The 22,676-nt window shown below is 68.6% G+C and carries 15 protein-coding genes; 8 read left to right on the top strand and 7 right to left on the bottom strand.

Annotated features, from left to right (window positions below; all coding sequences use genetic code 11):
• Window position 1 precedes the first annotated feature (1 nt).
• From DESPIGER_RS09765 to DESPIGER_RS09755, 3 genes are all read left to right on the top strand, one after another.
• Window positions 2-2,542 carry a YidC/Oxa1 family membrane protein insertase gene (locus tag DESPIGER_RS09765; RefSeq protein WP_072336169.1) on the top strand — a complete coding sequence of 847 codons (2,541 nt, stop codon included), beginning with the start codon at window positions 2-4 and terminating at the stop codon, window positions 2,540-2,542.
• A gap of 300 nt (window positions 2,543-2,842) precedes the next feature.
• On the top strand, window positions 2,843-4,120 hold the full coding sequence (locus tag DESPIGER_RS09760; protein ID WP_072336166.1) for an adenylosuccinate synthase: 1,278 nt from the start codon (window positions 2,843-2,845) through the stop codon (window positions 4,118-4,120).
• A gap of 332 nt (window positions 4,121-4,452) precedes the next feature.
• Window positions 4,453-5,346, top strand: a complete 894-nt coding sequence (locus DESPIGER_RS09755) for a hypothetical protein (protein WP_072336163.1) — start codon at window positions 4,453-4,455, stop codon at window positions 5,344-5,346.
• A 306-nt stretch (window positions 5,347-5,652) separates the two neighbouring features.
• Here DESPIGER_RS09755 and DESPIGER_RS09750 read toward each other — a convergent pair whose 3' ends face one another.
• Complete coding sequence (locus DESPIGER_RS09750) at window positions 5,653-6,123, bottom strand: hypothetical protein (protein ID WP_072336160.1); 471 nt, start codon at window positions 6,121-6,123, stop codon at window positions 5,653-5,655.
• A gap of 251 nt (window positions 6,124-6,374) precedes the next feature.
• On the opposite strand from DESPIGER_RS09750, the gene asnS reads away from it, so the two are divergent.
• Window positions 6,375-7,739, top strand: coding sequence for an asparagine--tRNA ligase (gene asnS, locus DESPIGER_RS09745; protein WP_072336157.1), 1,365 nt, complete (start codon window positions 6,375-6,377; stop codon window positions 7,737-7,739).
• A 346-nt stretch (window positions 7,740-8,085) separates the two neighbouring features.
• Here the strand turns inward: asnS and DESPIGER_RS09740 are convergent, their stop codons facing one another.
• The gene (locus DESPIGER_RS09740) at window positions 8,086-8,595 is read right to left on the bottom strand and encodes a nucleoside deaminase (protein ID WP_072336154.1); all 510 of its coding nucleotides are present in this window, start codon (window positions 8,593-8,595) and stop codon (window positions 8,086-8,088) included.
• A gap of 362 nt (window positions 8,596-8,957) precedes the next feature.
• Window positions 8,958-10,124, bottom strand: coding sequence for a radical SAM family heme chaperone HemW (hemW, locus tag DESPIGER_RS09735; RefSeq protein WP_072336151.1), 1,167 nt, complete (start codon window positions 10,122-10,124; stop codon window positions 8,958-8,960).
• 191 nt (window positions 10,125-10,315) lie between these two features.
• On the opposite strand from hemW, the gene DESPIGER_RS09730 reads away from it, so the two are divergent.
• The 4 genes from DESPIGER_RS09730 (at window position 10,316) to panB (ending at window position 14,957) form a co-directional block, all read left to right on the top strand.
• The gene (locus DESPIGER_RS09730) at window positions 10,316-11,815 is read left to right on the top strand and encodes a leucyl aminopeptidase (RefSeq protein ID WP_072336147.1); all 1,500 of its coding nucleotides are present in this window, start codon (window positions 10,316-10,318) and stop codon (window positions 11,813-11,815) included.
• Window positions 11,816-13,333, top strand: coding sequence for a uroporphyrinogen-III C-methyltransferase (gene cobA / locus DESPIGER_RS09725; RefSeq protein WP_072336144.1), 1,518 nt, complete (start codon window positions 11,816-11,818; stop codon window positions 13,331-13,333). It begins immediately after the preceding gene.
• A gap of 3 nt (window positions 13,334-13,336) precedes the next feature.
• Window positions 13,337-14,011 (top strand): phosphoribosylglycinamide formyltransferase, encoded by a 675-nt coding sequence (gene purN / locus DESPIGER_RS09720; protein ID WP_072336141.1) that lies wholly within the window; start codon window positions 13,337-13,339, stop codon window positions 14,009-14,011.
• A 124-nt stretch (window positions 14,012-14,135) separates the two neighbouring features.
• Window positions 14,136-14,957: a 3-methyl-2-oxobutanoate hydroxymethyltransferase gene (panB, locus tag DESPIGER_RS09715; RefSeq protein WP_072336138.1), complete on the top strand. Its 822-nt coding sequence runs from the start codon at window positions 14,136-14,138 to the stop codon at window positions 14,955-14,957.
• Window positions 14,958-15,391: 434 nt separating this feature from the next.
• Here the strand turns inward: panB and ggt are convergent, their stop codons facing one another.
• The 4 genes from ggt to DESPIGER_RS09685 form a co-directional block, all read right to left on the bottom strand.
• Complete coding sequence (gene ggt / locus DESPIGER_RS09705; RefSeq protein ID WP_231927562.1) at window positions 15,392-17,155, bottom strand: gamma-glutamyltransferase; 1,764 nt, start codon at window positions 17,153-17,155, stop codon at window positions 15,392-15,394.
• 91 nt (window positions 17,156-17,246) lie between these two features.
• Window positions 17,247-17,498 carry a hypothetical protein gene (locus DESPIGER_RS13365; protein WP_072336127.1) on the bottom strand — a complete coding sequence of 84 codons (252 nt, stop codon included), beginning with the start codon at window positions 17,496-17,498 and terminating at the stop codon, window positions 17,247-17,249.
• 267 nt (window positions 17,499-17,765) lie between these two features.
• Complete coding sequence (locus tag DESPIGER_RS09690; protein ID WP_072336124.1) at window positions 17,766-19,061, bottom strand: amidohydrolase; 1,296 nt, start codon at window positions 19,059-19,061, stop codon at window positions 17,766-17,768.
• Window position 19,062: 1 nt separating this feature from the next.
• Window positions 19,063-22,485 carry a DEAD/DEAH box helicase gene (locus DESPIGER_RS09685; RefSeq protein ID WP_231927561.1) on the bottom strand — a complete coding sequence of 1,141 codons (3,423 nt, stop codon included), beginning with the start codon at window positions 22,483-22,485 and terminating at the stop codon, window positions 19,063-19,065.
• Between the last annotated feature and the right edge of the window lie 191 nt (window positions 22,486-22,676).

Raw genomic sequence — 22,676 nt, 5'->3', positions numbered from 1 at the left:
CATGTCGCTTCTGTATGAGATATTCATCCTGCCCATCGAGATCATCTACCGGGCCATCTATCTCGGCAGCCTCCAGTTCACCCACAACTACGGCCTGAGCATCCTCGTCCTGTCCTGCATCAGCGCCGTGGCCTTCATCCCCCTGGGACGCCTGGCCGTGGGCACCCAGGCCCGGGAAAAGAAGCTCCAGATGATCATGGCCCCGCAGCTGGCCCGCATCCGCAAGGAGTCCAAGGGGGCCGAGCGCCAGCGCCGCATCAACAACCTCTACAAGCGCTATGCCTACCATCCGCTGCTGGCCGTCCGTTCGGCCTTCGGCGTGGCCCTGCAGATCCCCTTCCTGACCGGCGCGTACTACATGATCCTGGGGCTCACCCAGCTGCAGGGCCAGCCCTGCCTGATGATCCCCGACCTTTCGCGGCCCGACGGCCTGCTCTGGGGCGTCAACGCCCTGCCCATCATCATGACCGTGGTCAACATCATCGCCACGCTGACCACTCCGGGCCTGACGCGCAAGGACACCCTGCAGGCCATCATCATCGCCTTCTTTTTCCTGGCGCTGCTGTACAACGCGGCCTCGGCCCTGCTCATCTTCTGGACCATGAACAACGTCTTCTTCCTGCTCCAGAACCTGCGCCTGCCCATCCGCCTGCCCCGTTTCCGCAAGCCCGGCTTTGCCCAGGGCGGCATGAACACCGTCATGGCCGCCACCATGCGCTCGGTCTACAGCCTGTCCTGCGCCGGTCTGGCCATACTGATCTTCCTGTACGTGCCCTTCCAGTCCTATGCCAGCGATCCCAACTTCTTCGCCGCCGGTCCCCTGGACGTGCTGCTGGGCATGGTGCGCTACCTTTCGCTGACCTTCTTCGTGGTCTTCGTGCTCTGGCTCTGGTTCCCGGCCAGGGCCAAGACCATCCCGGCCTTCGTGGCCTTCTGGGCCCTGAGCCTGGCCTTTGTGGACCTTTTCGTGCTGCCCGGACACTTCGGCGCCCTGGACGGCATCCGCTTCCTGCGCGAGGCCGCCCTCACCGGCCCCATGAGCACTTTCAGGGACGGCCTGCTGCCCGTGCTGCTGGCCCTGGGCCTGACGGCCCTGCTGTTCGCCTTCCCCAGGGTGCGCCTGCAGCTGCCGCGCGTCTTGTCCATCGCCGTGTTCTCCCTGGTGGCCCTCACGGCCTGGAACGCCCTGACCGCCGAAGAGCCCGAACAGGCCAAGACCAGCTTCACCCCGCCCGCCTATGTGGCGGACATGCAGTCCTATTCCAGGGACGGCGAGAACGTCATCGTCGTCGTCATGGACATGTTCACCGGCGGCCATATCGAACGGATGCTGGACGACCCCTGGTTCACCAACGGCTTCCGCAAGGGCATGGACGGCTTCGTCTGGTATCCCGACACCGTCTCCATGGCCGACGCCACGGTCATGAGCCTGCCCAGCATCTACGGCGGCCATGCCTACAGCCCGGCGGCCGTCAACGCCCGCCGCGACGTGACCCTGGAAGAGAACATCAACAGCGCCTTTGCCGTCATGCCCCGCAACTTCGCGGCCCACGGCTACGATGTCTGCATGATCAACGGCCTGGAGTTCTTCAACCGGGACTTCTACGAGCGTCACCTCGGCACGGCGAAGAACGTCACCACCGTGCCCCAGGTCAAGGACGACTTCCAGCTCAAGTACCACCAGGGCACCAGCCTGCGGGACTTCAGCAGCTTCTTCGCCATGCTGGGCCTGTTCCAGGCCTCGCCCAACATCCTCAAGCAGAAGATCTACGACGACGGCAACTGGCATGATGCCGGCGACGGCATCCTGGTGGCCAGCATGGACGCCTGCCGCGCGGGCGACGCCTTCTTCCGCTTCGCCTTCACCTCGGGCATCACCACCGATGCCCCGCGCAGCACGGCCAAGGTCTTCTACACCATGCTGTCCCACTACATGTGGCACTACGCGCCCGACCTCAAGGACGGCCAGCCCGAGATCGTGGCCGACCCCTATCCGGCCACCGAAGGCCAGCTCTTCCACGTCAACGGCCTGCTGCCCGAGCACTACTACGCCGAACGCCACCTGATGCGCTACCTGATGATCTTCTTCGACCAGCTCAAGAAAGCCGGCATCTACGACAACACGCGCATCATCCTGGTCTCCGACCACGGCGAGAGCGACAGCCCCATGGTGGAGCGCGCCTACAACGACGGCAAGGAATACCCCGACGGCACCGTCTTCCAGACCGCGCCCTACGCTCCCGGCCGTCCCCACGCCCTCCTGATGGTCAAGGAACCCCACCGGCGCGGCGAGCTGCGCATCAGCGATGCCTTCATGTCCAGCGCCGACGTGCCCACCCTGGCCCTGCAGGGCGTCGGCACCTGCGACGAGTTCGAGATGCGCGACCCGGCCGCCCTGCCCAGGCCGCGCATCCTCACCCATGCCCGCGGCGGCGCGCGCTGGAGCGAGCACAAGGAGAACGCCTACATCTTCGAACAGTTCCGCATGGAAGGCACCCTGTTCGATCCCGCCAGATGCACGCGCGAAGGCGCCTACCGGTAACCGTCCGTCCTGACGGCCCGCTGCTCCGGCAGTGTCCTGAAAGGGAGGGGCATCCCGGCTGGGGTGCCCCTCCCTTTTTTGCGGCCGCTGCCTCCCGGCGCGCGTGCCCCGGGGGATTTTCCCGATTTTCCCGCCTGCCGGCGGCCCCGGCCATTTGACTTGTCGGCTGTTAGCGGCTAGAAAAAACTAAGGCATTGCGGCCAACGTTGTCCCCCTTAGCCGTCAGGCTACGGGGTTTTCGCGTGTGGACGACAAAACTTCAGCCTTGGCCCGCGCCATGCGGGCAGTGCAGGTGGATATATGGCAAATACGGTCATTATCGGCGCCCAGTGGGGCGACGAGGGCAAGGGAAAGATTGTGGACATGCTCAGCGCGCAGAGCGGGCTGATCGTGCGTTTCCAGGGCGGCAACAACGCCGGCCACACCATCAAGGTCCAGGGCAGGGAGACCATCCTGCACCTGATCCCCTCGGGCATCCTGCACGAGGGCAAAAACTGCCTGATCGGCAACGGTGTGGTGCTGGACCCCTTCGTCTTCCTCAAGGAAGTGGACGAACTGGCGGCCAAGGGCATCGACGTGTCCCCCGGCCGTCTGGGCATCAGCAAGAAGACCCACCTGATCATGCCCTACCACAAGAGCCTGGACAATGCCCGCGAAGCCAAACGCGCCGGCAAGAAGATCGGCACCACCGGCCGCGGCATCGGCCCCTGCTATGAGGACAAGGCCTCCCGTGTGGGCCTGCGCGCCGGGGACCTCACCAACCCGCAGCTGGTGCGCGAAAAAGTGCGTCACGCCCTGCTGGAAAAGAATGTCCTGCTGCGCGAGCTCTACAAGTACGACACCCTGGACGAGAACCAGGTCTGCGAAGAGCTGCTGGCCATCGCCCCGCGCATCACGCCCTATCTGAAGGACGCCTCCGCCGAGATCCAGAAGGCCCAGGCCGCCGGTCAGGACATCCTGTTCGAAGGCGCCCAGGGCATCCACCTGGACATCGACCACGGCACCTATCCCTTCGTGACCTCCTCCAGCACCGTGGCCAGCTCCGCCGCCGCCGGCAGCGGTGTGGGCCCCTCCGCCCTGGAGCGCGTGGTGGGCATCGTCAAGGCCTACACCACCCGCGTGGGCTCCGGCCCCTTCCCCACCGAGCTGGAAGACGACACCGGCCGCTACATCCAGACCAACGGCCACGAGTTCGGCGCCACCACCGGCCGCCCGCGCCGCTGCGGCTGGCTGGACATCGTCATCCTGCGCGAGACCGTGCGCCTGTGCGGCCTTACCGACATCGCCCTGACCAAGCTGGACGTGCTCCAGAACCTGCCCGCCCTGCAGATCTGCGTGGCCTACGAACTGGACGGCCAGCGTCTGGAATACCCCCCGCAGGAAGAAGGCGCCCTGGGCCGCGTGAAGCCCGTCTATGAAGAGATGCCCGGCTTCGAGGACGACATCAGCCAGTGCACCAGCGTCGAGCAGCTGCCCGACACCGTGCGCGCCTACATCGCCCGCATCGAAGAGCTCACCGGCGTGCGCGTCTCCTTCATCTCCGTGGGTGCCGACCGCGCCCAGACCATCGTCCGTTAGGCGTTCGCGCGTAGACGAGCGTTTTTAGAGGGGGGAGAGGGAAACCTTTTTGAAAAAAGGTTCTCCCTCTCCCCCCTCATACTCCCCCCTCTCTTTTCCAAAAACTTTTGCCAAGGGGACGATGCGGCCGCCCCAGCGCTGACCGCTTTTTCCGGGGGAGCACGAGCCATGACAGGCAGCGGCGGATGGCGCCGCACTGTCCCGGACACGCGCCGCGCGCACCCGTCCGGCCGGCTCTTTTCCTTCCAACCATCTTTGGTGGAGCCTGAGGCGCACCAGGGCAGCCCTGCCACGGTGCGGGCCCGTCACGCTCCCGCGCCGCGAGGGACGCCATGCCGCTTTTCCAGGACATCAGCACGCCGGACTTCGACCGCATCCGCGAGGTGCTCCACCGTCTGTCCGCCAACCCGCCGCAGGTCCTGCTGCTGGAAGGCGGCACCGGGCCCCAGCGCCTGGCCGCGGCCCGTTACTGGGCCGCCTGCGTCAACTGCCCGCAGCCGGGCAGCGGGGGCGGGCCCTGCCTCATCTGCCCCACCTGCATGCAGATCGACGCCGGTGAGCATCTGGACGTGCTGGCCTACGACGGCCGCATCAGCAATGCCGATGACGAGGCCCACCCCGGCCCCATCCGCGCCCTGAACATGGACAACATCCGCGAGCTCAAGCAAAAGCTGCGCGACGCCCCCCACGGTCAGGGCCGCCGCGTGGTGCTGCTCATGGGGGTGGAGCAGAACCGCAGCAACGCCGCCAATGCCCTGCTCAAGGCGCTGGAGGAACCCTCGCCCTCCTCCTGCTTCGTCCTGCTGGCCGCCCAGCGCGAACAGCTCCTGCCCACGCTGGTCTCGCGCTCCCTCTGCCTGACCCTGCCCTGGCCCGACAGCCTGTCCCGGGATCCGGCCCTCCAGCCCTGGGAAGAGGCCCTGGCCCTGTTCATCACCAGCGGTCGCGGCCTGTTCGAGCGCACCGGCGCCCGCAACGCCCTGGACGCCCGTCTGGCCGGGCAGATCCTGCTGGCCTGCCAGAAATCCATGAGCCGGGTCATGTCCGGCAATGACGATGCCCTCTGCCCCCTGGACACGGCCCTGGCCCTGCTGCCCCGCGAAAAGCGCGTCCAGTGCTGCTTCTGGTTCAACGAGGCGCAGGAGGCCCTGGGCTTCAACGTCACGCCCGCCCGCGTGCTGGAGGCCCTGGCCGCCCGCCTGCACGTCACCCGCATGGGGGACTGACAGTCCCTCTCCCTTCCACTGCCCGTGTCTGGACCCTGACAGCAGGGCTGCTTGCGGCTCCCCAAGCGACCCGTCATATCCATGACGCGCGCGTCCTGTGCGGAGCGCAGGACGCCATGAGCGCGTTTTGGGAAGGAAGGGGGAGCACCAGGGGGAAGGAGGCCCTTTTGCCGCGCCAGCCAAAAGGACCTCCTTCCCCCTCGTCACACCATCCGCCGCCCCACGCCCTGCCATGCAAAAAGCCGCCGTCCCGCAAGGGGACAGCGGCTTTTCCAACAGCGCAGGGCCGTCTTTTTCCAGAAAAAACTACTTCCAGAGGTTGCTGTACTTGACCGACAGGCCGTCGGTGCGTTCCACCAGCCGGTTGACCAGGGCGTCGATCTCCTCATAGGTCAGGGTGCCCACTTCGCGGGCCAGCAGATAGCCGAGATAGCCCTCGCCCTGGGTGAAGGTCCAGCAGATGGAGTACACGGAGCCCACGCCCGGACGGCCGGGGAATTCGGACTGCGTGCTCACCAGCAGGCGCATCTTGGGCATGTCCTTGTCCGTGAGGCTGAAAAGGTTGCTGCCGTTGAAGGCTTCCTTGAGGCGCATGCCCAGGCGGGCACCGATGCTGTCCGTGCCTTCCAGCTCCACCCAGACGGGCGTGCTGCGGGCATCGACCTTGGCGGGCTTGTCGGCCTTGGGCGCTCCGGCCTGGGGGGTGGCCGCCTGGACCGCAGGGGCCGTCAGGGCCAGCATGAGGACGCACAGGGCCAGCGTGGCGATCTTTTTCATGTCCGTGTCTCCTTGTTTCATGGCTGCCGGGGATGGAAGGCAGCCCGCTGCCTCCATCTAAGCACGTTCCCGCCCAAAATCCAAGCGCCGCCCCGGGGCCGCCTCTGCCCCGGCCTTGAAGGGCGCCGTCTTTGCCGTTATAGTAGCATGTTGGGGTGCGTTCCGCCCACAGGTCCGCGCGCCCTGTCCCGAACATACGGCAAGAGCCTTATCCATACACATTCTACCCTTTTGCGACACAAGGAGTCGTCATGCAACGCACCCTTATCGTCCATGCCCTGGCCGCCGAGGCCCCGCAGCGCCAGATCACCGTCTGCGGCTGGATCCGCACCCGCCGCGATGCCAAGGACTTCAGTTTCGTGGAGATCAACGACGGCTCCTGCCTGACCAACATGCAGTGCATCGTGGACGCCGGCACCGCCGCCCACGAAGGCCTGGGCGATGCCAGCACCGGCGCTTCCGTGGCCGTCACCGGCGAGCTGGTGGCCTCGCCCGGCAAGGGCCAGAAGTGGGAAGTGCGCGCCAGGAACGTCCGCGTGTTCGGCCCGGCCGACCCCGCATCCTTCCCCCTGCAGAAAAAGCGCCACTCCGACGAGTTCCTGCGCGGCATCGCCCACCTGCGCATGCGCACCAACAAGTACGGGGCGGCCTTCCGCATCCGTTCCGAAGCGGCGCGCGCCGTGCATGACTATTTCCACAGCCAGCATTTTTCCTGGGTGCACACGCCCATCCTTACCGGCTCCGACTGCGAGGGCGCGGGCGAGATGTTCCGCGTGACCACCCTGCCCGCCGGAGAGAAAGACCTTTCCCGGGACTTTTTCGGCCGCCAGGCCAACCTGACCGTGTCCGGCCAGCTGGAAGCCGAAGCCCTGGCCCTGGGCCTGGGCCGCGTCTACACCTTCGGCCCCACCTTCCGTGCCGAGAACTCCAACACCCCGCGCCATGCCGCCGAGTTCTGGATGATCGAGCCCGAGATGGCCTTTGCCGAACTGGAAGACATCATGGAACTGGGCGAAGGCCTGACCCGCCATGTGGTGGACCATGCCCTGACCCGCTGCGAGAGCGACCTCAAGCTCTTCGACAGCTTCGTGGACAAGGGCCTCCTGGACCGCCTGAAGGGCATGCTGGCCCAGCCCTTCGCCCGCGTCTCCTACCGCGACGCCATCCACATCCTGGAAGACAGCGGCAAGGACTTCACCTTTCCCGTGGCCTTCGGCGTGGACCTGCAGACCGAGCATGAACGCTTCCTGGCCGAGGAACACTTCCGCCGTCCGGTCATCGTCTACGACTATCCCAGGGAGATCAAGGCCTTCTACATGCGCGGCAACGACGACGGCGAGACCGTGGCGGCCATGGACGTGCTGGTGCCCCGCATCGGCGAGCTCATCGGCGGTTCCCAGCGTGAGGAACGCCTGGACAAGCTGCTGGCCCGCATCGCCGAGATGGGCCAGAAGCCCGAAGACTACTGGTGGTATCTGGACCTGCGCCGCTTCGGCAGCGTGCCCCACGCCGGTTTCGGCATGGGCTTCGAACGCCTGCTGATGATGCTCACCGGCATCACCAACATCCGCGACGTCATCCCCTTCCCCCGCACGCCCGGCAGCCTGGAATTCTAGGCAAGGGCCACATCAAGGCGACACAGAACAACGGCCGGCGTCCTCCAAGGGATGCCGGCCGTTCCTTGTATCGGGACGCTGTCTGCCCTGCCGCTTGTTTTTTGGGGGGAAGGGAAAGCCCTCATCCTTGCTGTCGATGCCCGCAGCTCCCTGCGTCGCAACGGGCACGGCCCCGCGGGCCGCCATCCTGCCGCTGCCGGAGCGAGGGAGGCCCTTCCCCCATCCTTTCCCCAGCGCGCTTTTTCCAATGGACGAAAAAGCCCGGGGCAAGCCTCCTTTACCCGGGCATGTGTCGCAGATATTCTCTATTTACCATAAATAATTGAAGATTGCATAAAAACATACTCTAGTAGAGCTGCCGGTCCGGCAGGCCCTTCCATTCCTCATACAGGGCCGCGCCTTCCGGCAGGGCCAGCCGCCGGATGTCCAGCCCGGGCAGCCTGACCTCTTCCAGCACCGAAGGCGTGCAGCCAAAGACCGTGCCCACCGCGCGCATGAACTCCTCGTCATCAAAGCCCGCCGCACGGGTCATGGCGTAATCGTTGCAGTAGTAGAGCGTGGAGACGCGCGACCAGAGGATGGCGCCGAGGCACATCACACAGGGAAAGCCCGTGGCGTAGAGCGTATGGCCGCGCAGGTCCAGATGCCCCACCTTGCGCAGGGCGGCCACTTCCGCATGCATGGTGCAGTCCCGGCTGGCCAGGACCTCGTTGCAGGCCACGGACACCACCCGGCCTGCCGGGTCGGCGATCAGGGCACCGAACGGCCCGCCCCTGCCGGACAGCATGCCCTCGCGGGCGGCTTCGATGGCGGCCAGCATGTGCCGGCGATGGCGTGCGTCAGCATCCTGTGACATATTGCATCCTCCTTGTCATGTTCCGCATCTTCTTGTCCTTTGCCCGCAGGCGGACAGGCCCCGACGATCTTTTTCTCCCGCGGATGTCCGGCGGCCGTGCGCCATCTCCATGCAGGGCCTGACCTTCCTCCGGGGTTCGGACAACATTCCGACCGCCTTTCCTGCGATGATGGAAAGATGCCCCTGCCTCCACCTGCCACAGACCTTCCGGGGGACCAATATCAGCGGCTGCCCGGGACGCTCCCGGCATTGTCCAGGGACCGGAACAAAGGTTTTGGGAAGGGAGAGGGGAGCACGAGGGGAGAGGGAGCACCCTCTTCCCAAAGGGGGTCCCTCTTCCCTCGCCCGCCCGACATATCTCTTTACAGCCCCAGCTCGTCCAGGCGTCCGAACAGGTCGGCCACCACGGCATTGGAGACCAGCAGCCCCCGCGGCGTGAGCGCCAGCCTGTCCCCGTCCAGGCGGGCCAGCCCGGCGGCGGCCAGCTCGCGGCACCAGCCGCCGTGGTCGGCCAGAAAATCCCGGCCGCTGAGGGACGCATACTCCGCCAGCCCGAAGCCCGCGCAGGTACGCAGGGAAAGCATGAGCCGCTCCTCCAGCCGGATGCGCGGCGTGATTGTCTCGGCCTCATGATCGGGACGTCCGGCGTCGATATCGGCCTGCCAGCGGGCCTGATCGGGCGTATCGGTCCAGCGGCGGCCCTCCAGGGTGGACGTGGCCGCCGGGCCCAGGCCCAGATAGTCGGCGCCCGTCCAGTAGCCCCTGTTGTGACGGCTGAAAAAACCGGGACGGGCGTAGTTGGAGATCTCGTACTGTTCCAGGCCGTGCGCGGCCAGCAGGCGGATGCCTTGCAGATACATGCGTTCCTGCTCGTCGTCTTGGGGCAGGGCAAGGCGCCCGGCGCTCCAGTCGCGTTCCAGCGGCGTGCCCTCTTCCAGCGTCAGGGCATAGGCCGAGACATGCTCCGGCTCCAGGGCAAGGGCGTCTTCCAGCGTGTCCAGCCAGTGGGCCGCATCCTGTCCCGGCAGGCCCCACATGAGATCCAGCCCCAGATTGCGGCAGCCCGCGGCCCGCAGATGCTCCACGGCCCGCAGCACGTCGGCGCGCCGGTGCGGCCGCCCCAGCAGGGAAAGGAAACGGTCGTCCATGCTCTGCACGCCCATGGAGATGCGGTTGATGCCCGCGGCCAGATAGCCCTCCACGGCCCGGCGGGCCAGCAGGGATTCGGGGTTGGCCTCCATGCTGATCTCGGCCCCGGCAGCCAGATGGAAATGCCGGTCGATGCGCTCCAGCACGGCGGCCTGGAAATCGGGCGGCAGCAGGCTGGGCGTACCGCCGCCGAAAAAGACGCTCTCCACCGGCCGCCTGCCCAGACGCGCGGCCCAAAGGTCCAGCTCGCGCAGCAGGTGATCCCGGTAGGCCGCCACCAGGGGCGAGGCATCGGGCGAGGCCGGGCCCAACGGCAGGGAGTGGAAGGCGCAGTAGCGGCAGCGGGAGCGGCAGAAGGGGACGTGGATGTAAACGAGCATGGCGGAAGGGGCGCGGATGCGGATGGATGGCGGTACGGGGCAAAGAGCCCGGGGCCCCGGGGCGGCAAAGCGCCTCACGGCTTGGCAAAAACGACGGCACAGCGTATATTCTGCTCCTTGCGATGGCAATCCCCGCCGTCGCCGTCCCGCTGCGCGGGACGCCCGTTCATCTCGATGCTTCGGAGAAAGCTATGGACATCCGTTTTCAATGCCTCGGCCCCGACCAGTGGAAGGCCGAGATTCTCATAGTGCCTGTCTGCCAGGGCGAGAACATGCTGGAATCCTGCCCCGCGCTGGACAATCTGGCTCCCTGGCTGGCCATCGCGCCCGCCATGCGCGACTTCCAGGGCAAGAAGGGCCAGCAGGCCCTGCTGCACGGCCATCCCGAACTGCGCGTGCCGCGCGTGCTGGCCATCGGCCTGGGCGCCCGTGAGGACCTGACCACGGACGACATCCGCACGGCCGTGGCCACCGGTGTGCAGCGCGCCCGCGAACTGGGCCTGGAATCCATCCTGCTGCTGGAACCCCAGCTGGCCACCCTGCCCGGCGGCCGTGAGCGCCTGGTGGAGGAAAGCGTCTACGCCGCCTGCCTGGCCCTGTACAAATACGATCTCAAAAAGCCCGCCAAGGACGCCCCCGCGGCGCCCCAGTGGCTGGCCGTGGCCTTTGAGGGCGACTTCGTGCCCGACGGCGGCCAGCAGGCCGCCCGCCGTGGCGAACGCGCGGCCGAGGCCGTGTGCCTGGCCCGCCGTCTGGACAACACGCCGTCCAACCTGCTCTCCCCCGCCCTTCTGGCCGAAGAAGCGCAGAAGCTGGCCGCCCGTGCCGGGCTCCAGTGCACCGTGCTGGACGAGAAGGATCTGGCCGAAGCCGGCATGAACTGCCTGCTGGCCGTGGGCCAGGGCTCCGCCCGTCCGCCGCGCCTCATCGTGCTGGAGCACGCTCCCGCGGGGCATGAGCAGGAAAAGCCCCTGGTGCTGGTGGGCAAGGGCATCACCTTCGATACCGGCGGCATCTGCCTCAAGCCCGCCGCCAACATGCACGCCATGAAGGGCGACATGAGCGGGGCCGCCGCCGTGCTGGCCACGCTGGTGGCCTGCGCCGGGGACGAGCTGCCCCGCCGCGTGGTGGGCATCATGGCCTGCGCCGAGAACATGCCCGGCGGCAACGCCATGCGCCCCGGTGACGTGGTGCGCGCCGCTTCCGGCGATACCGTGGAGATCCAGAACACCGACGCCGAAGGCCGCCTGGCCCTGTGCGACGCCCTGGACTATGCCCAGAAGCAGTGGACCCCCGCGGCCGTGGTGGACATCGCCACCCTGACCGGCGCCTGCGCCGTGGCCCTGGGCACGCAGGTGGCGGGCCTGTTCTGCGATGACGACGCCCTGGCCGAGCACATCCGTGCCGCCGGTGCCGTGGGCGGTGAGAATTACTGGCCCCTGCCCCTGTGGAAGGGCTACGAAGACAACCTCAAGAGCGAGGTGGCGGACATCTGCCACATGGGCCCGCGCGAAGGCGGGGCCATCCACGCGGCGCTCTTCCTCAAGCATTTCGTGCGTGAGGGCGTGCGCTGGGCGCATCTGGACATCGCCGGCGTGGACTGGGCAACCAAAAAGACGGCGCTCTGCCCCGTGGGGTCCACGGGCTTCGGCGCCCGCACCTTGCTGGAACTGGCGCGTGGAGGCGTTTAAATGAAGGTCTATCTTATCGGAGCCGGTCCCGGCGATGCCGGGCTGCTGACCCTGAAGGGCCGTGACGCGCTGGCCTGCGCGGACGTGGTGGTCTATGACGCACTGGCCAACGATTCGCTGCTGGGCCATGCCCGCCCCGATGCGGAACGCATCTACGTGGGCAAGGTGGCGGGCAACCACGCCCTGCCCCAGCACGAGATCAACGCCCTGCTGGTGCGCAAGGCCAAGGAAGGCAAGGTGGTGGCCCGCCTCAAGGGCGGCGACCCCTACATCTTCGGCCGCGGCGGCGAAGAAGCCGAAGAACTGCTGGCCGCCGGTGTGCCCTTTGAGGAAGTGCCCGGCATCAGCAGCACCATCGCGGCCCCGGCCTATGCGGGCATCCCGCTGACCCACCGCAACTTCGCCTCGTCGGTGACCATCATCACCGGCCACGAGAACCCGGACAAGCCCGGTTCCGTGCACAACTGGAAGGCCCTGGCCGCCAGCGCCTCCACCCTGGTCTTCGTCATGGGCATGAAGAACCTGCCCGACATCGCCCGGCACCTGCTGGACGCAGGCATGGATCCCGACACCCCGGCCGCCCTGGTCTACCGCGGCACCACGCCCCACCAGCGCAGCCTGGTGGCCACCATCGCCACCCTGCCCCAGGCCGCCGTGGACAACAAATTCAGCAACCCCTCGGTCATCGTGGTGGGCAAGGTCTGCTCCCTGCACGACCGGCTGGACTGGTTCGAGCAGCGTCCGCTGTTCGGCCGCAGCATCGTGGTCACCCGCGCCCGCGAGCAGGCCAGCGGCCTGGCCCGGAGCCTGACCGAACTGGGCGCCAACGTCATCCAGTGCCCCACCATCGAGATCAGCCCCCTGGCCGATTACAGCGAACTGGACGCCGCCGTGGCCCGTCTGGCCGACTACGGCTGGATCATCTTCACCTCGGTCAACGGCGTGCGCCACTTCTGGAAGCGCCTGGCCGCCTGCGGCCGTGACAGCCGCGCCATCGGCCGGTGCAAGGTGGCGGCCATCGGCCCCGCCACGGCCGACGCCCTGCGCGAACGCGGCATCGAGCCCGACTTCATCCCGGCCCGCTATGTGGCCGAGGGCGTGGTGGAAGGCCTGCTGGCCCTGGGCCCCGTGTCCGGCGTCAAGATGCTCCTGCCCCGCGCCGCCAGGGCCCGCGAGGTGCTGCCCGACGAGCTGCGCAAGGCCGGGGCTCAGGTGGACGTCATCGCCGCCTACGAGACCGTGCCCGCCGCCGCCCGCAAGGACGACGTGCTGGCCGCCATGCAGGACGGCACCCTGGACTGCGTGACCTTCGGCTCTTCCTCCACGGTGGAGAACTTCCTCTCCCTGATCCCGGCGGAGGAGCTGCGCGCCCATCCCGAAGTGAAGCTGGCCGCCATCGGCCCGGTCACGGCCAGGACCCTGGCCGACCACGGCCTGCCCTGCCACATCCAGCCCGGGGCCTACACCATCCCCGCGCTGGTGGAGGCCCTGAAAGCCCACTACAGCCCGCAGAGGTAAACCATGGCCCTGAAAATCGCCATCCTGGCTTCCGGCAGCGGCACCAACGCCCAGTCCATGATCGACAAGGCCGCCCAGGGCGTGCTGGACGTCGACATCCGCCTCATCGCGGGCAACCGTCCCGGCGCCAGGGTCTTCGAACGCGCCGCAAAGGCCGGCATCCCGCATGTGTGCATCGACCACAAGGCCTTTGCCGACCGCGAGAGCTTCGACCGCGAGATGGTGGCCGTCATCAGGGCGGCCGGCGCGGAATATGTGGTGCTGGCGGGCTACATGCGCCTGCTGACCGGCACCTTCCTCCAGGCCTTCCCCGGCCGGGTCATCAACATCCATCCCGCCATCCTGCCCAGCTTCCCGGGCGCCCACGGCGGCCCCGATGCCCAGGCCTACGGCGTGAAGATCACGGGCTGCACCGTGCACTTCGTGGAAGAGCTGGTGGACAGCGGCCCGGTCATCATCCAGGCCGCCGTGCCGGCCAATGCCGGTGAGGAACTGGACGAGCTCATGGACCGCATCCATCCGCTGGAACACCGCATCTACCCGCAGGCCCTGCAATGGCTGGCCGAAGGCCGCCTGCGCGTGGAGGGCCGCCAGGTCTTCCTGGCCCCGGCCGGGCGCAAGACCGTGACGCCCGACGGCCCCTGGCTCGTCTGGCCGCCGCTGGAAGAGGGCTTCTAGCCATCCCGTCCGTCAGGGCGGGGGAAGGACACGTCTCCTTCCCCCGCCTTTTCTTTGCCTACTCCGGGCCACGGGCCCGTTTTCCCGGGCAGGCACGACCCGCCCGCAGCAAGGGAGCAACGCCATGAAACAGACCGCCGTCACCTTCCGCCAGGCCAAGGGGCAACGCAAACTGGCCATGCTCACGGCCTATGACGCCACCATCGCCCGGCTCATGGACGACCATGTGGACGCCGTGCTGGTGGGGGATTCGCTGGGCATGGTCATGCTGGGCCGGCCCGATACCCTGAGCGTGACCATGGACCAGATGATCCATCACTGCGCCGCCGTGTCCCGGGGCCTGACCAGGCCCCTGCTGGTCTGCGACATGCCCTTCATGTCCTACCACCTGTCGCCGCAGCAGGCCTGCGCCAATGCCGGACGCCTGGTGCAGGAAGGCCGGGCCCAGGCCGTGAAGCTGGAAGGCGGACGCCATTTCTGCCCGCAGGTGGAAGCCATCGTGCAGGCCTCCATCCCTGTCATGGGGCATCTGGGGCTCACGCCGCAATCCCTGCACAGCATGGGCGGCTACAAGGTGCAGGGCCGGGGCCGGGAAGCCGCCCAGGCCCTGCTGGACGATGCCCGGGCCCTGGAACAGGCGGGGGTCTTCGCCATCGTGCTGGAATGCGTGCCCGCGCCGCTGGCCGCGCTGGTCAGCCGCAGCGTCGGCGTGCCCACCATCGGCATCGGCGCAGGCCCGGACTGCGACGGCCAGGTGCTGGTCTGGCAGGACATGCTGGGCATGGTGGACGGCCTTTCGCCAAAATTCGTCAAACATTACGCCGAACTGGGCACGGCCATGCGCCAGGCTTTCCAGACCTATGCCGACGAGGTGCGCGCGGGGACCTTCCCGGCGGCAGAACATACCTACGGCATGGACGAGAAGGACCTGGAAAAACTGTATTGAGCCGCCACCGTTGCGGGCTGCGGCTGGCCGCGCAGTGGCTGTTATCTGGAGGAGGGGGCCCCCCTTTGGCTGGCGCGCAAAGAGGGTTCCCCCTCCCCCAGGCCCCCACCCCTTCCTCAAACGCGCTTTGACGGGAGGATGGGAGGCCGCGGCAGGATGACGGCCTTCCTTGTGGCGAAGGTCTCCCGGAAAGGCGAAGAAAACGCGGCTAAGGTGACATGTCCCCGCATGCTCCTTGCCCATGAACACAGTGCCGAAACAACGAAAAAGCCCCGGCAATGCCGGGGCTTTTTTACGTTTGTGTGGTCGGGCCTTTCCACCGGACAACGCTCCCGCGTTGCCGTCGCGGCCCTGTCCGGGAGCCTGCTGCGGCCGGAAGCGGCCATCACAGGGCAGCTCGCCTCCCCACCGGGAACGGCGCTCCGCCGCCCGGTCTAATAGCCGCAGGCCAGGCCGTCGCCGCGCGGGTCCGTACCGCCCTGGAGCACGCCGGTCTGCGGGTCGATGCGGATGGCGCCCGCATGGCCCATGGTATCGGTATAGTCCTCCACCCGGCGCACGGGGTGCCCGCGCCGGGCCAGCTCGTCGGCCACGTCAGCGGGGATGCGGCCTTCCAGCTTGAGGTCGTTGCTGGCCTTGCCCCAGGTGCGGCCGTACAGCCAGCGGGGCGCGTCGATGGCTTCCTGCGGGGTCATGCCGTAATCCAGCACGCGGGTGGCGATGGCGGCCTGCGTCTGGGGCTGTCCCTCGCCGCCCATGGTGCCGTAGACCAGGAAGGGCTTGCCGTCCCTGAGCAGCATGGCCGGGTTCAGGGTGTGGAAGGTGCGCTTGCCGGGCTCGAGGCAATTGACGTGCGCGGGGTCGAGGGAGAAGAAGCTGCCCCGGTTCTGGAGCAGCACCCCCGTGCCCCGGGGCACGATGCCGGAACCGAAGTCATGGTAGATGCTCTGGATGAGGGAAACGGCATTGCCCTGACCGTCCACCACGCCCAGCCAGATGGTATCGCCCTTGGGGTCCAGGGGCGCAAGGTTGCTGGCGGCCCTGTCCATGCGGATGCGGGCGGCCTGCCGCTTGCCGTGCCCGGCCGAGAGCAGGCGCTCCAGCGGGATGTCCACGAAGGCCGGGTCGGAAAGGTAGGTATCGCGGTCGAGGAAGGCCTCCTTGGTGGCCTCGATGATGAGGTGGTAATAGTCCGCGCTGCCTTCCTGTATCCGCGACAGGTCGAAATTGTTGAGGATGTTCAGGATCTCCAGCGAGGCCATGCCCTGGGTGTTGGGCGGGAAGTTGTAGGCACGGCAATCACGATAGGGCACGGAGATGGGCTCCACCCAGTCGGCCGTATGCCGGGCGAAATCCCGCGCGGTGAGCAGGCCGCCGTTCTTTTCCAGGTCCGCTGCGATGGCCGCGGCGATGGACCCCTTGTAGAACTCGTCCGCGCCCTTGTCCGCCAGCAGGGCCAGCGTGGCCGCCAGCTCGGGCAGGCGCATGATCTCGCCCAGCCCGTACGGCTTACCATCCTTGAGATAGGTGGCCGCGAAGCCCGGATAGCGCTGGAGATTACGGAACTCCTGATCCGTGGGGTCCGTGTCCACCTTGCTCCACCAGGCCAGCGACGTGCTGACCGGGAAGCCCCGCTCCGCCAGTTCGCGCGCCGTGTCCAGCAGGGAGGCGAAGGAGAGCTGCGAGCCCAGGGCCGACCGGCTGTACTTCCAGGCCTCGTCCCAGCCCGAGACCACGCCCGGCACGGTATTGGCGGCCAGATAGCCGCGCGCCGGGATCTTTGTCAGCCCCCGGCCGCGATAAAAGTCGATGCTGGCCTTTTCCCCGGCGCGGCCGCTGGCATTGAGGGCCTTCATCCTGCCCGCGCGGGCGTCATAGATGAGCCAGAAATTGTCGCCGCCCAGCGTGCACATCTGCGGATAGACCACGGCCAGGGTGGCGGCCGTGGCCACCGCCGCGTCGATGGCCGTACCGCCGCGCCGCAGGATGTCCAGCCCGGCCTGGCTGGCCAGATAGTGCGGCGATGTGACCATGCCGTTGCAGCTCATGGGGTTCTGTCTCTGGGAAGGTGTCATGGGCGAGCTCCCTTCCCTGCGTGCTGTCGTGGTGGTGGCGGACGCGCTGCTCCGCGCGGCCGGGATGGCCGCCAGCGAGGCCGCGGCCAGTGCCGAATACAGGAACTTTCGTCTTTCCATCATGCATTCCTTCATCTGCCCGACGCCTTTGCCGGATGGCGGCGTCCGGGATGGCGGACAGGATGCAGGATGCATGCCGTGAATATTTTTCCTGTTATTCCCACATGTTACCAGAATGAACAGCAGCAGGGGCCTGTTGTTTTTCGACCAGAATGTGGAAAGTGGCGTTTTTCTCCACCCACCCCGCCGGTGACGGCAGGGGATCCCTGAAAAATTCTTCCTGCCCGGACAGGCAGTTAAAAAAAACTTCCCCGATGTGGAAAAAATCGGGGCCGATGCGTGCCGCCCCGCGGCGCAGCACGGTCCCGCAGGCCTGCGGGGCCCGCCCCGGGCGCCGCAGCGGCATCTGCCGAACGGTCGTTTTTCTCCCGGGGGCCGCCAGAGGCCGCCCACACACCGCCCCCAGACACCTGCGTCCCCGAAGCCTTCCCGCCTCCAGATAAAAGACGCCGGAGGAAGGAAGGGCCGGGAGGAAGGCCCCCTCCCTTGCGCGCGGCCCGCGACCAGGGACGGCCCGCAGGCCCGCGCCCGCCGCGACGCGGGAAGACGAGGGCGGCCGCAGCAGGAGCAAGGCGATCCCCTGCCCCGGAAAAACATCGCGCCCGGGCGCGTCCTAGCCGGCCAGCTCCCGGCAGACCTTTTCCAGCCAGCGCACGCCGGGCCAGAGCACGGCCTCGTCGAAATCAAAATCCGGCTGATGGTGCCCGGCCGCCAGATCGGCCCCCAGGAAGGCATAGGCCGCCAGCCCGCCCTGCGCCTGCACGGCCCGCATCAGGGTCGTGGCGTCATCGCTGGCGCCCATGTCGCCCCGCTCACGGATCCGGGACGGCGCAAAGCAGCCTCCGCCCCGGGCATCGGGCGGCAGGTCCCGGGCGCAGCGGGCCAGCAGGTCCGCGAAGGCCGCGTCGCTCGCCGCCGAAGGCGCGCCGCCCACCACGTCGAGCCGCCATTCCAGCCCGTGCATGGCGGCCGCGCCCGCGATGACGTCCCGGGCGCGCCGCAGCATGTCGTCATTGACCTCGCTGGTGTTGCCGCGCGTCTCGCAGGCCATGAAGGCCGAGGCGGGCACGGTGTTGCGGCTGCTGCCGCCTTCCAGGCGCCCCACGCAGATGCGGCTGGTGCCGTGACCGTGACGGGGCAGGGCATGCAGGCCCAGCAGGGCCGACGCCGCGCCCTTGAGGGCGTCCCGCCCCTGTTCGGGGGCCGCGCCCGCATGGGCCGCCCGGCCCGTGAAGCGGACATCGAATTTGCTGGTGGCCAGAAAGGCGCCCACACCGGTGACCAGATCGCCGCTGCGCGGGGCCCCCAGACCGATGTGCACGGCCAGGAAATGCCGCGCCCCCGCCACATGGGCGATCATGGACGCCGCGCCGCGCACGCCTTCCTCGGCAGGCTGGAACAGCAGGCGCACCCGCTGCCGCAGGGGGGCCGCGCCCGGCGCCGTCAGCAGGGCCGCCAGCCCCAGGCCCAGGGCCATATGGCCGTCATGGCCGCAGGCATGGCACAGGCCCTCATGCCGGGAGGCGAAGCCCTCGCGCACGGGCCGGTGGGAAGCCTCCTGCGCTTCCATCAGCGGCAGGGCGTCCATGTCGCAGCGCAGCACCAGCGCCAGGGGCGCGTCCGCCGGGCCCGCATCGGCCACCAGGCCCGTGGTCCGGCCCATGCGCTCCAGCCAGCACGGTTCCAGACCTTCCGCCAGCGCCCGCTGCCGTGCCCGGGCTTCGACCCCGGGCACGGGCAGGCCCATGCGCGCGGCAGGGTCGATGACCTCCTGCCCCACACGCGGGGCAAGGCCCATGTCCGCCAGCTGCCGGGCCACGAAACCCGTGGTCCAGAATTCCGTCCAGCCTTCTTCCGGGTGCCGGTGCAGCTCCCGCCGCCATTGGATGATCTTTTCCGCCGTCTCCATGTCACTGCCTGAAATCCACGGGCACGCGCACGCGCTGCCCGGCCTTGTTGGTGAAAAGCAACCAGCCGTGTTCCAGCCCGAACAGATAGAGCCGCCGCGTCAGGTCCACGTCCTTGCGGCAGTAGGCGGCGATGTCGTCCAGCCGCCCTTCCTGCCACCAGCGCAGGGCCTGCAGGCCGTCGGCGCTCTTGGGCTCGCCCAGGGTCGCCTGCCCCAGATTGTCCAGGGACACCCGGTACTTGAGACTGTCCTGCACCCGGCGCAAGAGGTCAAGGCCCGGCAGGGCCCGCAGATCGAAGGGCGCGAAGGCCGAAAGCACCGCGTAGTCGAAACGGAAGGAATTGAAGCCCACCACCAGCTGCGCGGCCCGCATGCGGGCAAAGAGCTCCGGCAGGGCCTCCTGCGTGTAGGTGAAGAAATCGTCGGCCCGGCTGTCATAGGCCACGGCGATGCTCACGCCCATGCGGTCGGCCCTGTTCCAGCCGCCCACCTCGGCGGCGCTGCGCCGGGTCTCCACGTCGAAGACCAGATACTGTTCCGGCGGCCTGCCCAGCGCGCCCACACCGGGCCCGGGGCGGACCCGGGTGCTGCCCGCGCCACCGGCAGACACGGCGGGAGCCGTGGGCTCCGGCCTTTGCGCCGCCGGACGGGCGGCCGCTGCCGTGGCCCCGCCGGTCTTCCGTCCTGCCGCCGGGGATACGGGACGCGGGGAAGCCCCCTGATCGTCCGGGTGTCCCGCGCCGCCCACAGCCCTGTATCCGGCCATTCCCGCAGCTGCGGCCGGGCAGGTGGCCCGTTTGCCCAAAAGCTTCCCGGCTGCGGCGGACGGCCCATCCTGCGGGCTGCCGCCATCCGCGCAAGCCTCTCCCCCGCCGCCCTCGATAGGCCCGTCCTGCGGAGGCATGTCTCCCGGGGGCGCGGCCTCCCCCTTCCCGGCGCCGGCGATGTCTGTCCGGGGCCCCTGCCCGGCCTGCCCCGCAGGTACCGCCGGGGCCGCAGCGGAGGACTGCCCGGCCCAGGCCGCCATGATGGCCGCCATGTCCGGCACGGGCGGCGGCACCGGGGCCGCGGGCTCGTCCACGGGCCGGGGCGGCAGCAGTTCCGGCGGCGGACTGATGCGCAGGTCGGCGCACAGGGCCTCGCCCTCGGCATCCGCTCCGGGCGCCAGCAGGTCGCGGATCAGGCGCAGGGCCCCGGCCTTGCTGATGGGCCGGTTGCCCGAACCGCACTTGGGCGAATGCACGCAGGAGGGGCAGCCGTCCTCGCAGGGGCAGGCCTCGATGACCGCCGCGCAGACCTCCAGCAGCTCGCGGGCATGGCCGAAGGCCTGGCGCGTCAGGCCCGCGCCGCCGGGCAGGCCGTCATAGATGAAGACGCAGGCCAGGCCGGTCTGGGGATGGAGCGGGATGGAGATGCCGCCGAAATCGTTGCGGTCGGCCATGACCAGCAGGGGCAGCATGCCGATGGCCGTATGCTCGCAGGCATGGATGGAGCCCATGAAATGCACGAAATCCTCTTCCAGACGCCGGCGGCAGCTCTCGGGGATGACGTACCACAGGCCCTCGGTCTCGAAGATCTGCGGCGGCGCTTCCAGCGGCACGATGGTCAGCAGGCGGTTGTCGCGCGTGCTGCGCTTCTCGTAGCCGGTGATGGTGTCGATGATGCGCAGCCGCCCCCGGCAGACCACGCCGCGCCCCAGGGGGCGGCGCTCCAGCTCCTCAAGGATGTCCGTGCTCTTGTGGCCGCGCACCCGCGTGAACCAGTCCACTTTGGCCTGACGGGCCCGCACCCGGCCCGCCGCCGGGTCCATCTCCTCGATGACATAGCTGCGGCCCCGGTGCAGGTAGACCGCGCCCGCATGGGTCTCGCGCCAGGCCCGGAAGCCGTCCACGGAACCGATGACCGTGCCCTCGCTGTCCTCGATGACGAAGCTCCGGCCCGTCCCGCGCAGGTCCACCAGCCGCTGCGGCCGCTTGCGGGCGGCCAGCCACTGGCTGCCGTCGGCGGAGAGCAGCAGGCGTCCCCGGGCCGCCAGATCACGCAGGGCCTCCTGCGCCGGGGCCGGGGCCAGCCAGGGATCGCGGGCGGACAGGGGCAGCTCGGCGGCCGCGCACTCCAGATGCCGGGCCAGGATGACCTCGTTCCAGGGATTGACCACGGCCTTTTCCGCCGGGCGGCTGAAAAAGTCTTCGGGATGGCTCATGAAATACTGGTCCAGCGCGTCCTCGCCCGCCACCAGCACCACGGCCGATTCCTGCTGTGCCCGGCCCACGCGCCCGCCCCGTTGCAGGGTGGACATGATGGTGCCCGGATAGCCCACCAGAATGCAGACATCCAGCCCGCCGATGTCGATGCCCAGCTCCAGGGCGCTGGTGCTGACCACGGCCAGCAGCTCGCCCGAGGCCATGCGGGCCTCGATCTGGCGGCGTTCCTCGGGCAAAAATCCCGCGCGATAGGCGGAGATGCGGCCCGCCCACGGCCCGGAAAGGCTCCCGGCCCACAGGCTGACCAGTTCGGTCATGCGGCGGGAACGGCAGTAGACGATGGTGCGCAGCTTGCGCGCCAGCGCGGCCCGCAGCAGGTCGATGGCCGCCGTGGCCGGGCTCTGGTCGGGATCGAGGAAGACGTAATGCCGTGCGCCCTGCGGCGCGCCGGACTGGTCCACCACCACGGGCGGCCGGCGGCCGGGCAGCAGGTCGAGGCCGGAGAGCGATGCGGCCAGCTCGCCGGGATTGCCCACCGTGGCCGTGCAGAACACATAGGACGGCGCGGCGCCGTAATGGGCGGCCAGCCGGTTGAGGCGGCGGAACACGCCCGCCATATGCGCGCCGAACACGCCGCGGTAGGTGTGGGCCTCGTCCACCACGATGTGGGAGAGCCCGGCCAGGAAGGGGGCCCACTGCTCATGGTGCGGCAGCAGGGCCAGGTGCAGCATCTCGGGATTGCTGATGAGCACCGTGGGCGGGTCGCGGCGGATCTTGCGCCGGAAATGGTCGCTGGTGTCGCCGTCGTAGAGGGCGGCCGTGGGCCGGGCCTCTTCGGGCCAGCCGGAGACCAGGCGTTGCAGCCCGGCCAGCTGGTCCTGGGCCAGGGCCTTGAGCGGGAAAAGATAGAGGGCGCGGGCCTCGCTGTCACGCAGATGGCGTTCCAGCACCGGCAGGTTGTAGATCAGGCTCTTGCCGCTGGCCGTGGGCGTGGCCACCACCACGGAATGCCCGGCGCGGATGTGGTCCGTGGCCAGGGCCTGGTGGCTGTAAAGGCCGCTCAGGCCGCGTTCCTCCAGCGTGCGCCGGATGGCCGCGGGCCAGGGCAGGCGGCTTTCCGCGTACACGGCCGCACGCGCGGACTCGCAGCGGTGGTGCCGCACCTGCGGCCCCAGCGTGTCCGAGGCCAGCAGGGCCCGGACATATTCAGCAACGCCCATGACGGGCCTCCCTTGCGATCACGGCCCCGTCCGCCATATCGCCTGCCGTCGGGAAGGGACGGGCACGGCGGGCCATTCCCCCGGAAGACACGAAGCCCCCCGCGGACACCCCGGACGCGTCTCCGGCAGGCCGTGCCCGGCACCATCGTCCGGCCGGGGGGAAAGGATGCTCCCGGCCAGCGCGCCGGGCC

Origin of the sequence: Desulfovibrio piger, from assembly GCF_900116045.1 — a bacterium.
GTDB lineage: Bacteria > Desulfobacterota > Desulfovibrionia > Desulfovibrionales > Desulfovibrionaceae > Desulfovibrio > Desulfovibrio piger_A.
The sequence above is the reverse complement of the archived record's forward strand: the minus strand, read 5'-3'. Positions and strand labels throughout refer to the sequence as shown.

What these genes read in the sequence shown, in the direction of transcription:
- DESPIGER_RS13365 (WP_072336127.1), bottom strand. Translation starts at nt 17,498, where the DNA reads ATGCCGCTGCGGCGCCCGGGGCGGGCCCCGCAGGCCTGCGGGACCGTG.
- DESPIGER_RS09740 (WP_072336154.1), bottom strand. Translation starts at nt 8,595, where the DNA reads ATGTCACAGGATGCTGACGCACGCCATCGCCGGCACATGCTGGCCGCC.
- hemW (WP_072336151.1), bottom strand. Translation starts at nt 10,124, where the DNA reads ATGCTCGTTTACATCCACGTCCCCTTCTGCCGCTCCCGCTGCCGCTAC.
- asnS (WP_072336157.1), top strand. Translation starts at nt 6,375, where the DNA reads ATGCAACGCACCCTTATCGTCCATGCCCTGGCCGCCGAGGCCCCGCAG.
- panB (WP_072336138.1), top strand. Translation starts at nt 14,136, where the DNA reads ATGAAACAGACCGCCGTCACCTTCCGCCAGGCCAAGGGGCAACGCAAA.
- ggt (WP_231927562.1), bottom strand. Translation starts at nt 17,155, where the DNA reads ATGATGGAAAGACGAAAGTTCCTGTATTCGGCACTGGCCGCGGCCTCG.
- DESPIGER_RS09765 (WP_072336169.1), top strand. Translation starts at nt 2, where the DNA reads ATGTCGCTTCTGTATGAGATATTCATCCTGCCCATCGAGATCATCTAC.
- DESPIGER_RS09750 (WP_072336160.1), bottom strand. Translation starts at nt 6,123, where the DNA reads ATGAAAAAGATCGCCACGCTGGCCCTGTGCGTCCTCATGCTGGCCCTG.
- cobA (WP_072336144.1), top strand. Translation starts at nt 11,816, where the DNA reads ATGAAGGTCTATCTTATCGGAGCCGGTCCCGGCGATGCCGGGCTGCTG.
- DESPIGER_RS09730 (WP_072336147.1), top strand. Translation starts at nt 10,316, where the DNA reads ATGGACATCCGTTTTCAATGCCTCGGCCCCGACCAGTGGAAGGCCGAG.
- DESPIGER_RS09685 (WP_231927561.1), bottom strand. Translation starts at nt 22,485, where the DNA reads ATGGGCGTTGCTGAATATGTCCGGGCCCTGCTGGCCTCGGACACGCTG.
- DESPIGER_RS09760 (WP_072336166.1), top strand. Translation starts at nt 2,843, where the DNA reads ATGGCAAATACGGTCATTATCGGCGCCCAGTGGGGCGACGAGGGCAAG.
- DESPIGER_RS09755 (WP_072336163.1), top strand. Translation starts at nt 4,453, where the DNA reads ATGCCGCTTTTCCAGGACATCAGCACGCCGGACTTCGACCGCATCCGC.
- purN (WP_072336141.1), top strand. Translation starts at nt 13,337, where the DNA reads ATGGCCCTGAAAATCGCCATCCTGGCTTCCGGCAGCGGCACCAACGCC.
- DESPIGER_RS09690 (WP_072336124.1), bottom strand. Translation starts at nt 19,061, where the DNA reads ATGGAGACGGCGGAAAAGATCATCCAATGGCGGCGGGAGCTGCACCGG.